At 75.2% G+C, this 13,526-nt stretch carries 11 protein-coding genes and 1 riboswitch; of the genes, 9 read left to right on the forward strand and 2 right to left on the reverse strand.

The annotated features are described in order from the left end of the window. Positions 1 to 7 precede the first annotated feature (7 nt). Entirely contained in the window at positions 8 to 3,637 is a 3,630-nt protein-coding gene (gene cobN / locus AB0J00_RS19005; protein WP_357747755.1) for a cobaltochelatase subunit CobN, read from the reverse strand. Between the two features lie 52 nt (positions 3,638 to 3,689). Further along, a riboswitch (cobalamin riboswitch) is annotated at positions 3,690 to 3,754 on the reverse strand. A gap of 55 nt (positions 3,755 to 3,809) precedes the next feature. Here cobN and AB0J00_RS19010 point away from each other — a divergent pair. From AB0J00_RS19010 to AB0J00_RS19035, 6 genes are all read left to right on the forward strand, one after another. After that, complete coding sequence (locus AB0J00_RS19010; RefSeq protein ID WP_357747758.1) at positions 3,810 to 4,376, forward strand: hypothetical protein; 567 nt, start codon at positions 3,810 to 3,812, stop codon at positions 4,374 to 4,376. 76 nt (positions 4,377 to 4,452) lie between these two features. Then, entirely contained in the window at positions 4,453 to 5,658 is a 1,206-nt protein-coding gene (locus AB0J00_RS19015; protein WP_357747761.1) for an MFS transporter, read from the forward strand. 66 nt (positions 5,659 to 5,724) lie between these two features. Further along, the gene (locus AB0J00_RS19020; RefSeq protein ID WP_357747763.1) at positions 5,725 to 6,264 is read left to right on the forward strand and encodes a sigma-70 family RNA polymerase sigma factor; all 540 of its coding nucleotides are present in this window, start codon (positions 5,725 to 5,727) and stop codon (positions 6,262 to 6,264) included. Next, positions 6,261 to 7,397: a hypothetical protein gene (locus tag AB0J00_RS19025; protein WP_357747766.1), complete on the forward strand. Its 1,137-nt coding sequence runs from the start codon at positions 6,261 to 6,263 to the stop codon at positions 7,395 to 7,397. Before AB0J00_RS19020 ends, AB0J00_RS19025 begins: the two co-directional genes overlap by 4 nt. A gap of 150 nt (positions 7,398 to 7,547) precedes the next feature. Beyond that, positions 7,548 to 8,996 carry an MFS transporter gene (locus tag AB0J00_RS19030; protein ID WP_357747769.1) on the forward strand — a complete coding sequence of 483 codons (1,449 nt, stop codon included), beginning with the start codon at positions 7,548 to 7,550 and terminating at the stop codon, positions 8,994 to 8,996. 40 nt (positions 8,997 to 9,036) lie between these two features. Then, positions 9,037 to 9,504 carry a hypothetical protein gene (locus AB0J00_RS19035; RefSeq protein WP_357747771.1) on the forward strand — a complete coding sequence of 156 codons (468 nt, stop codon included), beginning with the start codon at positions 9,037 to 9,039 and terminating at the stop codon, positions 9,502 to 9,504. Here AB0J00_RS19035 and AB0J00_RS19040 read toward each other — a convergent pair. Then, a complete protein-coding gene (locus AB0J00_RS19040; protein ID WP_357747774.1) occupies positions 9,487 to 10,518 on the reverse strand; it encodes an ornithine cyclodeaminase in 1,032 nt (343 codons plus the stop codon). The two genes, AB0J00_RS19035 and AB0J00_RS19040, sit on opposite strands and share 18 nt — an antisense overlap. A gap of 123 nt (positions 10,519 to 10,641) precedes the next feature. Here AB0J00_RS19040 and AB0J00_RS19045 point away from each other — a divergent pair, with 123 nt between their 5' ends. From AB0J00_RS19045 to AB0J00_RS19055, 3 genes are all read left to right on the forward strand, one after another. Beyond that, positions 10,642 to 11,073: an Lrp/AsnC family transcriptional regulator gene (locus tag AB0J00_RS19045; RefSeq protein ID WP_357747777.1), complete on the forward strand. Its 432-nt coding sequence runs from the start codon at positions 10,642 to 10,644 to the stop codon at positions 11,071 to 11,073. A gap of 59 nt (positions 11,074 to 11,132) precedes the next feature. Next, positions 11,133 to 12,581: a gluconate:H+ symporter gene (locus tag AB0J00_RS19050; protein ID WP_357747780.1), complete on the forward strand. Its 1,449-nt coding sequence runs from the start codon at positions 11,133 to 11,135 to the stop codon at positions 12,579 to 12,581. An 84-nt stretch (positions 12,582 to 12,665) separates the two neighbouring features. Beyond that, positions 12,666 to 13,439 carry a DUF4383 domain-containing protein gene (locus tag AB0J00_RS19055; protein WP_357747781.1) on the forward strand — a complete coding sequence of 258 codons (774 nt, stop codon included), beginning with the start codon at positions 12,666 to 12,668 and terminating at the stop codon, positions 13,437 to 13,439. Positions 13,440 to 13,526 lie beyond the last annotated feature (87 nt).

The following is a 13,526-nucleotide window of genomic DNA, read 5'->3' on the forward strand; positions in this document are numbered from 1 at the left end:
ACCGAACTCATCGCGCCGGCTGCTGCGCGGGGGTCTCCCCGCCCTCCAGGTCGCCCTCGGTGTCCAGGTACGCCTGCTGCAGCTCGGCCAGCAATGCGGGGTCGGGCTCGGCCCACATCCCGCGGTCGACCGCCTCCAGCAGCCGCTCGGCGATGCCGTGCAGCGCCCACGGGTTGCACCTCTCCATGAACTCCCGGTTCTCCGGGTCGAGCACGTAGGCCTGGGTGAGCTTCTCGTACATCCAGTCGGCGACCACGCCGGTGGTGGCGTCGTAGCCGAACAGGTAGTCGACGGTCGCGGCCAGCTCGAAGGCGCCCTTGTAGCCGTGCCGGCGCATCGCGGCCAGCCACTTGGGGTTGACCACCCGGGCGCGGAACACCCGGGTGGTCTCCTCGGTCAGCGACCGGGTGCGCACCTGCTCGGGGCGGGTGGAGTCGCCGATGTAGGCCTCCGGGGCCTTCCCGGTGAGCGCGCGGACCGTGGCGACCATCCCGCCGTGGTACTGGAAGTAGTCGTCGGAGTCGGCGATGTCGTGCTCGCGGGTGTCGACGTTCTTCGCCGCGACCGCGATCCGCTTGTACGCGGCCTCCATGTCGGGGCGGGCCTGCACGCCGTCGAGGTCGCGGCCGTAGGCGTAGCCGCCCCACACCGCGTAGACCTCGGCGAGGTCGGCGTCGCCGCGCCAGTTGCGGGAGTCGATCAGCGGCAGCAGGCCGGCCCCGTAGGCGCCGGGCTTGGAGCCGAACACCCGGGTGGTGGCGCGGCGGCGGTCGCCGTGGGCCGCCTCGTCGGCGTCCACGTGGGCCTTCACGTAGTTCTCGGCGTCCGGCTCCGCGGACAGGCCGGCCACCAGGGTCACCGCGTCGTCCAGCATGGTCACCACGTGCGGGAAGGCGTCCCGGAAGAAGCCGGAGATGCGCACCGTGACGTCGATCCGCGGCCGGCCCAGCTCGTCGAGGTCGATCGCCTCCAGCCCGGTGATCCGCCGCGACGCGTCGTCCCAGACCGGGCGGACGCCGAGCAGCGCCAGCACCTCCGCGACGTCGTCGCCGGCGGTGCGCATCGCCGAGGTGCCCCACACCGACAGGCCGACCGAGCGCGGGTACTCCCCGTCGTGGTCGGCGCGGTACCGGTCGACCAGCGAGTCGGCCATCGCCGCACCGGTCTCCCAGGCCAGCCGCGAGGGGATCGCCCGCGGGTCGACGGAGTAGAAGTTGCGGCCGGTCGGCAGCACGTTGACCAGCCCGCGCAGCGGCGAGCCCGACGGCCCGGCCGGCACGTACCCGCCGTCCAGGGCGTGCAGGGTCATGTCCAGCTCGTCGGTGGTGCGCTCCAGCCGGGGCACGACCTCGGCGACGGCGAACCGCAGCACCTCGGCGACCTGCTCGGACGGCTCGCCGAGCACCTCGCGGACGACGTCGTCCACGGCGCCCGCCGTCCAGCCGGCGGCCTCCATCCGCTCGACGAGACCGAGAGCGAGCGCCTCCACCCGGTCGGTCTCGGCGAGCCCCGCCGTCCCGTCCTCGGCCAGGCCGAGCGCCTGCCGCAGGCCGGGCAGCGCGACCTGGCCGCCCCAGATCTGCCGGGCGCGCAGCATCGCCAGCACCAGGTCGATCCGGTTCTGCCCGGTGGGCGGTGCGCCGAGCACGTGCAGGCCGTCGCGGATCTGCGAGTCCTTGATCTCGCAGAGCCAGCCGTCGACGTGCAGGATCATCTCGTCGAAGTGGTCGTCCTCCGGCCGCTCGGCCAGGCCCAGGTCGTGGTCGAGCTTCGCGGCCTGGATGAGGGTCCAGATCTGCTGGCGGACGGCGGGCAGCTTCGCCGGGTCCATCGCGGCGATGTTGGCGTGCTCGTCGAGCAGCTGCTCCAGCCGGGCGATGTCGCCGTAGCTGTCGGCGCGGGCCATCGGCGGCACCATGTGGTCGACGAGCGTGGCGTGCGCGCGGCGCTTGGCCTGGGTGCCCTCGCCGGGGTCGTTGACCAGGAACGGGTAGACCAGCGGCAGGTCGCCGATGGCGGCGTCCGGGCCGCAGCCGGCCGACAGGCCCACGGTCTTGCCGGGCAGCCATTCGAGGTTGCCGTGCTTGCCGACGTGCACCATCGCGTGCGCGCCGAAGACCGACCGCAGCCACCAGTAGGCGGCCAGGTAGTGGTGCGAGGGCGGCAGGTCCGGGTCGTGGTAGATCGCGATCGGGTTCTCGCCGAAGCCGCGCGGCGGCTGCACCATCACCACGACGTTCCCGGCCCGCAGCGCGGCGAAGACGATGGAGCCGTCGTCGACGAACAGCGAGCCCGGGGCGGGCCCCCAGTGCTCGGTCATCGCCTCGCGCAGGTCGGCGGGCAGGGTGTCGAAGAAGCGCTGGTACTCGGCCGCGGAGATGCGCACCGGGTTGCCCGACAGCTGCTCCTCGGTGAGCCAGTTCTCGTCCTGCCCGCCGGCGGCGATCAGCGCGTGCACCAGCGTGTCGCCGTCCAGGTCGGCGACGCCGGGCAGCGCGCCCTCGCCGTCGAACGGGCCGATGTCGTAGCCCTGGCCCTGCATCGCGGCCAGCAGCCGGACGACGGACGCCGGGGTGTCCAGGCCGACCGCGTTGCCGATGCGGGCGTGCTTGGTCGGGTAGGCGCTCAGCATGACCACGATGCGGCGATCGGCGGGCGGGGTGTGCCGCAGCCGGGCGTGCGCGACGGCGGTGCCGGCGACCCGGGCCGCCCGCTCGGGGTCGGCGACGTAGCTGGTCAGGCCGTCGGCGTCGGTCTCCTTGAAGGAGAACGGCACGCTGATCAGCCGGCCGTCGAACTCGGGGATGGCGACCTGGTTGCCGACGTCCAGCGGCGAGAGGCCGTCGTCGTCGGCGGCCCAGTCGGCGCGCGAGCGGGTCAGGCACAGGCCCTGGACCACCGGGACGTCGAGCGCGGCGAGCTGGCCGACGTCCCACGCGCCGTCGTCCCCGCCGGCCTGCGCGGTGGCCGGCCTCGACCCGCCGGCGGCGAGCACGGTGACCACGAGCGCGTCGGCGGTGCGGAGCACGTCGAGCAGGTCGTCGGGGACGCTGCGCAGGCTCGCGGTGAACACCGGCAGCGCCTGGCCGCCGGCGTCCTCGACCGCGGTGCACAGGTCCTCGACGAAGCCGGTGTTCCCCGACAGCTGGTGCGCCCGGTAGTAGAGGACGGCGATGCGCGGTCCCTCGGTCACCCCGGCGGAGCGCTCCAGCACGCCCCACTCCGGCGCGACGGCGGGCGCCTCGAAGCCCTCGCCGTCCAGCAGCACGGTGTCGGCGAGGAAGCGGTGCAGCTGCTCGAGGTTCGCCGGTCCCCCCTGCGCGAGGTAGCCGTGCGCCTCGGTGGCCACGCCCATCGGCACCGTCGACAGCTCCATCAGCTCGGCGTCGGGCACCTGCTCCCCGCCGAGGACGACGACCGGCACGCCCAGCCCGAGCACCGGCTGGAGCACCTCCTCGTAGTGCCGGCGGACGCCGAGGATGCGCACCACCACCAGGTCGCTGCCCGCGGCGAGCCCGGCCATCCCGTCGGCGCCCAGCCGGGCCGGGTTGCCCAGCCGCCACTCGGCGGCGCTCGACCGGGCGCTGAGCAGGTCGGTGTCGCTGGTCGACAGCAGGGTGAAGGTGCGAGAGCTCACGTGGTTGCCTCCTCGGGGTCCGCGCCCCGGGTCGTCGGGCACGGCAGCCGCGGTGTCTGGCTCGCCCTCGCCGAGGGCACACAGTGGCGGGACCGCGCCGGGGTCGCACCGGCTTCCACGCTGCACTGCCGTGAGTGGGGCGAACGCTACCCGGGGCCCCTACGGTGCGGCGGTGGCGTACGACGCACTGGCCGAGAGCCTCGCGCTGATCGAGCACGGGGTGACCGCGGACCCGCCCCGGCTCAGCCGCCGGCGCCGGTTCGCCCCGCTCGCGGTGGACGTCGACGGCGACGTCGCCTGCACGCTGTTCACCCGGCGCGGCGTGGCCGGGTTCTCCCGCGAGACGCACGTGCTGGCGCGCGACGGTGGCGTCTGGCGGTCGCTCGGCGGCGGCGGGGTCGACGGGGAGGACGACGACGGGCTGGGCGACCGGCCGCCCGCCGCGGAGCTGGGTGGCCACCTCGTGGTCGGCGGCACGGGGTCGGTCGCCCGCTCGAGCGGCGGGTTGCTGCCCGGGCGCGCGCGGTACGTGCACGACGCCGAGCTGCGGGCGAGCCGGGAGGTCGTGCGCGTGGTGGTCGGGGCGCGGGAGCTGGACGTGCCCCGGCACGGGCAGCTGGTCGTGGTCTGGTCGGGACGGCGCCCGCCGGCCGCCGTGCCGGTGCTCGCCGACGGCCGCCGGCTGCCCGGCGTCCCCCTGGAGCTGCGGTCCGGCCCGGTCGCCTACCGCGACAACTGACCCGGGCGGCGTCACCCCGGCGGCCTCCCGCATATTTGCTTGCACAGGGGAACGACTGGAGGCGGGAGCCCGCGGCATGACGAGCACCAGCACGGCGCCCGAGCTGGGGCGGCGGTCGCGGTCGTGGCTGCTGCTCGCGGGGATCCTGCTCATCGCGGCGAACCTGCGTGCCGCCATCACCGCGGTCGGCCCGGTGGTCGACGACATCCGCGGCGACCTGGACATCGGCGGCGCGACGGCGTCGGTGCTGGTCAGCGTGCCGCTGGTGGCGTTCGCCGTCGTCTCCCCGGTGGCCCCGGTCCTCGCCCGGCGGTTCGGGATCGAGCGGGCGCTGGGCGCCGCGGTCGTCGTCCTGGGGGCCGCGACGGTGGTCCGCTCGCTGCCCTCGCAGGTGGCGCTGTGGACCGGGACGGCGTTCCTCGGCATCGCGATCGCCGTGCTCAACGTGGTGCTGCCGTCGCTGGTCAAGCGCGACTACCCGCACCAGGTCGGGCAGATCACCGGCCTCTACTCCTCGGTGCAGGGCGCCGCCGCGGCGCTGGCGTCCGGGTTCGCCGTGCCGATCGCCGGCGTGACGCAGCACGGCTGGCGGCTGGCGCTCGGGCTGTGGGCCGGGCTCGCGGTGATCGCCCTGGCGGTGTTCCTGCCCCAGCTGCGGCGCCGCAGCCTGCCGGTGGGGGCGGCCGGTGGACCGGCCGCGCCGGCGGCGTCCCGCTCCCCCTGGGGCACGGCGCTGGCCTGGCAGGTGACCCTGTTCATGGGCATGCAGTCGACCGTCTACTACACGCTGATCACCTGGTGGCCGTCGGTCGAGCAGGCGCACGGGACGTCGGCCACCGCGGCCGGCTGGCACCTGTTCGGGCTCCAGGCCGCCGGGCTGCTGGCGAACCTGGCGACCGCCCGCCTGCTCCCCCGGCTCGCCGACCAGCGGCTGCTGGCGCTGGGCGGGACGGGGCTGTTCGTCCTCGGGATCGCCGGGCAGCTGGCCCTGCCCGACGCCTCGCTGCTGTGGATCGTGCTGGCCGGCGCCGGCGGCGGTGTGTGCATCGTGCTGGCGCTGTCGCTGTTCGGGCTGCGCACCCACGACCACCGGCAGGCCGCTGCGCTGTCGGGCATGGCGCAGTCGGTCGGGTACGCGCTGGCCGCGGCCGGCCCGATCCTGCTGGGCGCGCTGCACGACGCCACCGGGAGCTGGACGGCGCCGTTGTGGGTGCTGCTCGGGGTCCTCGCCGTCCAGGGCACCGCCGGGGTGCTGGCCGGGCGCAACCGGACGATCGCCTGACGCCTGCTGTAACCGCCGGCGGGCAGCCGGACACTCCCCGGGTGTGAGCAGCCCCTGGAGCCTGCGGTGAACTCGGAGCAGCGGTTCGACCAGCTCTGGCGCGACCACGCGCCCGCCGTCGTCCGCTACGCCCGTCGGCACGTGCTCCCCGACGACGTCGAGGACGTCGTCGCCGAGACGTTCGTCGTCGCCTGGCGCCGGCTCGACGAGGTCCCACCGTTCGGTCTGCCCTGGTTGCTCGGCGTGGCGCGGCACGTCAGCGCGAACGTGCGGCGCGGTCACCGGCGGCGGGACGCGCTGACCGAGCGGATCGGGGCGGAGCCCGCCGACGACCCGGCCTGGCCGGTCGGCGGGGCGGACGACACGGTGACCGCGGCGCTGCGCCGGCTGTCGGACACCGACCGCGAGCTGCTCACGCTGCTGGCCTGGGACGGGCTCAGCCACGAGGAGGCCGCCGAGGCGCTCGGCTGCACCCGCGGCGCGCTCAAGGTGCGGCTGCACCGGGCTCGGCGCCGGTTCGCCGCGCTGCTCGGGGAGGTCCCCGCCGAGGTGACCGTCCTGCCGATGCCCACCTCCTGCCCCGACTCCCCCGGAGGTGCCGCGTGACCCGCGACCTCGACAGCCTGCTGCACGACGCCGACCCGGCCCGCGGCACCGCGCCCGACGACGCCCTGCTCACCCGCGTGCGCGAGCGGGTGGACGTCCAGCGGGCGGACGTCGTCCCCGCCGGGCACCAGCGCTCGCCGTGGCCGCGCCGGATCACCCTGGTCGCAGCGGCCGCCGCCGTCCTCACCGCGGTGCCGCTGGTGATCAGCGCGGTCGGCGACGGGGACGGCCGGAGCGGCCGCTCGCTGGTGCCTCCGGCCATCGCCGCGGACGGCTCGATCAGCTGCGTGTCGGGCTACACCGCGGCGGTGCCGCCAGAGGACGCCGCCGTCCGGCTGCTGCCCGACCGGCTCCCCGACGGGTGGACCTACACGGCGGTCCGGGCGCGGCAGGACGACCCGGCCGCCTGCGGTCCGCCGTCGCTGACCGCGCTGCGCGAGGACCCGAGCGGACTGGTCACCGGCCGGATCGCCGTCACCGGTCCGGTCGACGCGCGCGTCCGCCAGGGGGAGCTCACCAGCTCGGTGCCCGACACCCTCTTCGGGCGCACCGCCCAGCGGTTCGACGGGACCTCACCGGACGGCGTGGAGCACCACCGCTGGGTGTGGACCGACGACCAGGGGCAGTGGTCCGCCGAGGCGAGCGGCATGCCGCTGGCCGAGGCGGTCCCCCTGCTCGCGGCCGTGTCGGTCGACGGCCCGCGGGTCGGCTGGGACGCCGCGGCCGCGCCCGGCTGGACGCTGGTGCACCGGCGCGAGGGCGCACCGTACGGCGTCATCGCCGGCACGTACCGCTGGTCGGCCGACCTGACCGACGGTGCCGAGCAGCGCCTGCTGGAGGTCAGCGTGGACCGGAGCCCGGCGGTGCCCCTGCTCGCCGGGGTCGGGGTCGGCGAGCGGGTGCTCACCCTGGCCGGCCGTCCCGCGGTCCTCGGCCACCCCCGCGGCGGGGAGTCCAACGGTGGCGCACCCGGATCGGTCGCGAGCACCCCGGTGCTCCTCGAGCTGGAGCCGGGCACGGTGGCCTGGAGCTTCGGGACGGACGAGCAACTGCCGGCGGTCGAGGCGATGCTCGGCTCGCTGCGCCAGGTGCCCGCCGACGACCCGCGGATCGAGCGGTACGACACCGACTGACCGCCCCGCCGTCCACGCCGCCGACGGCATCACCGACCCGACGCTGCTCGGACCGCGGGGCTGCTGCTCGACGTGCCGCGGCCCCTGCTGCGGAGTCGGGCCGAGTCGCACAGCCCCGCGACGTACCGTTGCAGACGGCAACGGGAAGGGGTGGCGACGACGACCGCACGACGCAAGATGCTGGTGCTGCTGATCTGCTGCTCCAGCCTGCTCATGGTCTCGATGGACAACACCATCGTCAACGTCGCGCTCCCCTCGATCAGCCGGGAGCTCGACGCCTCGCTGTCCGGGCTGCAGTGGACGATCGATGCCTACACGCTGGTGCTCGCGAGCCTGCTCATGCTGTCCGGCTCCACGGCCGACCGGCTGGGCCGGCGGCGGACCTTCCAGGCCGGACTGGCCACCTTCGCCGTCGGCTCGCTGCTGTGCAGCGTCGCGCCCGGGCTGGGCTGGCTGGTCGCCGCGCGGGTCGTGCAGGCCGTCGGCGGGTCGATGCTCAACCCGGTGGCGATGTCGATCATCACCAACGTGTTCACCGACGCCCGGGAGCGCGCCCGTGCGATCGGCGTGTGGGGTGCGGTGGTCGGGCTGTCGATGGCGCTGGGCCCGATCGTCGGCGGTGCGCTGACCGAGACGGTCGGCTGGCGGGCGATCTTCTGGATCAACGTGCCGATCGGCGTCGCGGCGTTCGTGCTCGCCGCCGCCTTCGTGCCCGAGTCGCGGGCCGCCCGGCCGCGGCGCCCCGACCCAATGGGCCAGCTGCTGGTCGCGCTGACGCTCGCGGCGCTGACCTACGCGATCATCGAGGGCCCGCACCACGGCTGGGGCTCACCGCTGATCACCGCGCTGATCGCCGTCGCAGTCCTCGCGCTGGCCGGGCTGATCGGCTGGGAGCAGCGCCGCACCGAGCCGCTGCTGGAGCTGCGGTTCTTCCGCAGCGTGCCGTTCACCGCCGCGACGCTCACCGCTGTCGCGGGGTTCGGCGGGTTCGCCGCCTTCCTGTTCCTCAACACGCTGTACCTGCAGGGCACCCGCGGTCTCAGCGCGCTGGAGGCCGGGCTGTGCACCCTGCCGCTGGCGCTGGCGACCCTCCTGCTGGCCCCGGTGTCCGGCCGGGTCGTGGGCAGCCGGGGCGTGCGCATCCCGCTCTACACGGCCGGCGTCTTCATGGCGGTCGGTGCTGCGCTGCTGACCCGGATCACCACGACGACGCCGCTGCCCGAGCTGATGCTGACCTACCTGGTGTTCGGGATCGGCTTCGGCTTCGTCAACCCGCCGATCACCACCACCGCGGTGGCCGGCATGCCGCGGGCCCAGGCCGGGGTCGCCGCCGCGGTCGCCTCGACCAGCCGCCAGGTCGGCGCCTCCCTGGGCGTGGCGATCGCGGGGTCGATCGCCGGGGCCGCCACCGGCGGGGTCGGACCCGGCTTCGCGGCGGCCACGCACCCCGCCTGGTGGCTGGTGTGCGGCGCAGGCCTGGCGATCGTGGCGCTGTGCGCCCTGGCGACCACGGACCGGGCGCGGCGGTCGGCCGAGGGCGTCGCGGCGCTCTTCGCCGAGGACGCCGTCCCTGCTCGGAGCGCTGCCGCCGCCCGCTGAGCGCTTGTGGACGGCCACCCGCAGGGGCAGGCTCCGCCGCGTGACGACGCCCACCCCGGGGAGTGCCGCGGCCCGCGAGGCCGTCCGGGACCGGGTCGCTCCTCCCGTCGGTGCGATGCGGATCGTCGGCGCGCTCGGGGCGCCGGCCGAACTCCTGGTCCCGGTGATCTGGTCGCTGACCGGACGGCGCGGCGCCCCGCTGGCACCCACCGCGGTGGCCACCGCCAACGCCGTGGTCGCGGCCGTTGCGGTGCCCGTGCTGCGCCGTCGACCGGGGACCCGGATCCGCCGGGCGGTGGCGCTCCCGGTGCTGGCCTGGCTGGTCGCCGGGCCGGCGCTCGCCGGCCGCTCCCGGCGGCTCGTCCTGCTGCCCGGCCGCAACCCGCTGTGGGCGCTGCTGCTCCAACTCGTCCCGCGGCTCGTGACCGGCGTCCTCCAGGCGGCGGCGGTCCTCGTCGTCGGCCGGCGGGCGAGGGCAGCGGCGGAGGCGTCAGACGCCGATCGGTGACAGCGCCCCGATCATCCCGAACAGGTCCTTGGGGTCGTCGGGCTCGGCGACCAGGTCGACCTCCTCGACGAACGGCGTCCCGCGGACGGCGTCGCGCAGGTAGCGCAGCGCGGCGAAGTCCTCGACGGCGAACCCGACCGAGTCGAACACCGTCACCTGCTCCGCCGACGTGCGCCCCGGCGTCCGCCCCGCGACGACCTCCCACAGCTCGGTCACCGGGAAGCCGGCCGGCAGCGCCTGGATCTCGCCCTCCACCCGGGTCTGCGGCTCGAACTCGACGAACACCGACCCCGGGCGCAGCACCGCCGGGTCCAGCTCCGTCTTGCCCGGGCAGTCACCGCCGATCGCGTTGACGTGGGTGCCCGGGGCCAGCCACCCGGCGCGCAGCACCACGGCGCGGGTCTTGTCCGCGGTGCAGGTGGTCACGACGTCGGCGTCCCGGACCGCGTCCTGCCCGGACGACGCGAGCCGCACCGCGAACCCCAGCGGCTCGAGGTTGCGCGCCACCTTCGCCATCGCCGCCGGGTCGGTGTCCCAGACCGCGACGTCGGCGGTGCCCAGCGCGCCGCGCATCGCGAGCGCCTGGAACTCGGCCTGGCTGCCCGCGCCGATCAGCGCCAGCCGGCGCGCGTCCGGCCGGGCCAGGTGCCGCGCCGCCATCGCGGAGGTGGCGGCGGTGCGCAGCGCGGTCAGCAGCGTCATCTCGGCCAGGAACACCGGGTAGCCGTTGTGCACCTCGGCGAGCGCGCCGAACGCCGTCACCGTCTGGAAGCCGCGCGCCGGGTTCGCCGGGTGCCCGTTGACGTACTTGAAGCCGTACAGCTCCGAGTCGCTGGTCGGCATCAGCTCGATCACGCCGAACGGCGTGTGGCTGGCCACCCGCGGGCTCTTGTCGAACGACTCCCAGCGGCGGAAGTCGTCCTCGACGTACCGCGACATCGCCGCGACCACCCGCTCCGGCCCGGTCTCCGCCAGCCACCGGACCACGTTGCCCACACCCACGAACTCGGTCATCGCACCGGTCTCCTCCCGACAGGCAGACGGTAGGAAGAGCCGCTGACCAGCGACAATGAGCGAACCGCGCAATCGGGAGCTGCCGAACCCGCAGATCGCCGAGCCGCTCACTACCTTCTGCGCATGAGCCCGCTGTCCGACCTCGACCGCCGCCTCCTGGCGGTGCTGCGGGAGGACGGCCGCGCGCCGGTCGCGGAGCTCGCGCGCCGGCTCGGGGTCACCCGGGCGACGGTCAACGCCCGGCTGGACCGGCTGGTCGCCAGCGGCGTCATCGTCGGGTTCAGCGTCCGGCTCCGCGACGACGCCGCCGTCGGCGGGGTGCGCGCGGTGTCGCTGATCGAGGTGGAGGGCCGCTCCACCGACGACGTGATCCGGCAGCTGCGCGGCTTCCCGGAGATCGAGGCGCTCTACACGACCAACGGCGCCTGGGACCTCGTCGCCGAGGTGCGCACCCCCGACCTGGCCGCGTTCGACCGGCTGCTGGGCCGGATCCGTTCCGTTCCGGGCGTGCTCAACAGCGAGACCAGCCTGCTGCTGTCGTCCGTGCTGCGGTGATCGCCGGGCGGGTCGAGACTGTCGATCATGATCTCCTGGGCACCCGCTGAGCGACCGCGATGACCGTCCTCGCCGCCGAGGTCGGCCACACCGACAGCAACCCGCTGCTGATCACCGCCGCGCTGGTCGGCATCGCCGTCGTCGTCGTCCTGATCACCGTGCTGAAGGTGCACCCGTTCCTCGCGCTGATCATCGGCTCGGCCGCGCTGGGCGTGGTGGCCGGCGTGAGCGTCGCCGACATCGTCACCAGCTTCACCGCCGGCCTCGGCTCGACCACCGGCAGCGTGGGCCTGCTGATCGCACTGGGCGCGATGATCGGCGGGCTGCTCACCGAGTCCGGCGGCGCCGACCGGGTGGTCAGCACGATCGTCGACCGGGTGGGGCCGCGCGCCCTGCCCTGGGCGATGGGCGGGGTCGCCGCGCTGATCGGCATCCCGCTGTTCTTCGAGATCGGCGTCGTCCTGCTCATCCCGATCGTGCTGCTGGTGGCCCGGCGCAGCGAGCAGCCGGTGCTGCGGGTGGGCATCCCGGCGCTGGCCGGCCTCTCGGTGCTGCACGGGTTCGTGCCGCCGCACCCCGGGCCGCTCGCCGCGATCGCGAACCTGAACGCCAGCCTGGGCCAGACCCTGCTGTTCGGGCTGGTCATCGCCATCCCCGCGGTGATCGTCTCCGGCCCGCTGTTCGGCATCCTGATCAGCCGCCGCGTGCACATCGCCCACCCGGCGCCGCTGGTCGCCGCCGGCGGCGGCCGGTCGACCGGCTCCACCGGGACGGCGGACGGCGACGCCGACACCGACCTCGGCCAGGCCTCGGCCACCCCGCGCGACGACGCGCCCCGCCGCCGGCCCAGCTTCGCCGCGACCGTCGCCACGGTGCTGCTGCCCGTGGTGATGATGCTCATCGGCGCGATCGGCGAGCTCACCCTCGACGAGGGCACCACCGCCCGCAGCGTGTTCAACATCCTGGGCACGCCGTCGATCGCGCTGCTCGCCGGCGTCATCGTCGCGATGTTCACCCTCGGGACGGCGGTCGGCTTCGGCCGCGAGCGCATCTCGGGCATCACCGGCGGGGCGCTGCCCGCGATCGCCGGCATCCTGCTGATCGTGGCCGCCGGCGGTGGCTTCAAGCAGCTGCTGGTCGACTCCGGCATCAGCTCGCTGATCGCCGACTGGGCCGAGGGGGCGGACTTCTCCCCGCTGGTGCTCGGCTGGCTGGTCGCGGTGGGCATCCGGCTGGCCACGGGCTCGGCCACCGTCGCGACGATCACCGCGGCCGGCATCGTCGCGCCGCTGGCCGCCGACCTGGAGCGACCCGAGGTCGCGCTGCTGGCGCTGGCCGTCGGTGCGGGCTCGCTGTTCTTCTCGCACGTGAACGACGCCGGGTTCTGGCTGGTCAAGGAGTACTTCGGGATGACCGTCGGGCAGACCATCGCCACCTGGTCGGTGATGGAGACGCTGATCTCGGTGGTCGGCCTGCTCGGCGTCCTGGTGTTCTCGATCTTCGTCTAGCGGCCTCCGGTGGAACCCGTCGACGGCGGGTTCCACCGGCCGCCCGCGGACCTACCATGGAGGGCATCCCGCAGGGGGTGCGCCATGAAGCTCACGGTCCACCGCAACGCCCGGCAGTCCACCGCGCTCGCCCCGGGCCCGCCACCCGCTCCGGCGCCCTCCGCCGCCGGGACCGGCCCGCCGACCGGGTCCACCCGGCTGCACCGGACGGTCGAGCACGCCGTCGCCGGCGGGCGGGTGTACGCCGTCCAGCGGATCGGCGCGGTGACCGTCTCGCTGGTGCTGCTCGTGTTCGGCGTGCTCGGCCTCACCGGCGGTGCCCACTTCTTCACCACGCGGGGCGAGCGGGTGCTGGGCATGTCGTCCAACGGCCTGCTGTCCGTGCTGTCGGTGGTGGCGGCGGTGGCGCTCACGGTCGCGGTCTGGCGGGGTCCGCGGCGGGCCTCGACGGCCATGATCGCCTTCGGGGTGCTGTTCTTCCTCTCCGCGGTCGGGAACCTCGCCGTGCTGCGGACCGGGCTCAACGTGCTCGCCTTCGGGTTCAGCAACATCGTGTTCTCGGTGGCCGTCGGCTTCGTGCTGCTGGTGCTCGGGTGCTACGGCCGGGTCAGCGGGAACCTGCCCGCCGACAGCCCGTACGCGCACCCGCGGCCGGTGACCGGCGAGACGCCCGACTCCTACCCCTCGACCCCGGCCGAGTTCGCCGTCGAGGCGCAGATGCGCGAGGCGGAGATCGCGGTGGTCGAGCACTGTGCGACCGCCGAGCAGCTGCGGCGCGTGCGCGCCATGGCCCAGGCCCACACCCGCGCCGAGCGGCGCCGGATCTGGACGGCCTTCGACCACCCCGCCGACCGCTGACCTCGCCCGGGTCGACCCGGGCGAGGTGACGTCGAGCCGTGCCGTGGGCGGGCGCGACGTGCGGGGGGTCGGGCCGCGGGGGGCGGG

The sequence above is a fragment of the Modestobacter sp. NPDC049651 genome, assembly GCF_040659695.1.
Taxonomy (GTDB): Bacteria; Actinomycetota; Actinomycetes; order Mycobacteriales; family Geodermatophilaceae; genus Modestobacter.

Coding starts and splice junctions, on each gene's coding strand:
- AB0J00_RS19015 (WP_357747761.1), top strand. CDS start 4,453: ATGACGAGCACCAGCACGGCGCCCGAGCTGGGGCGGCGGTCGCGGTCG.
- AB0J00_RS19040 (WP_357747774.1), bottom strand. CDS start 10,518: ATGACCGAGTTCGTGGGTGTGGGCAACGTGGTCCGGTGGCTGGCGGAG.
- AB0J00_RS19045 (WP_357747777.1), top strand. CDS start 10,642: ATGAGCCCGCTGTCCGACCTCGACCGCCGCCTCCTGGCGGTGCTGCGG.
- AB0J00_RS19050 (WP_357747780.1), top strand. CDS start 11,133: ATGACCGTCCTCGCCGCCGAGGTCGGCCACACCGACAGCAACCCGCTG.
- AB0J00_RS19055 (WP_357747781.1), top strand. CDS start 12,666: ATGAAGCTCACGGTCCACCGCAACGCCCGGCAGTCCACCGCGCTCGCC.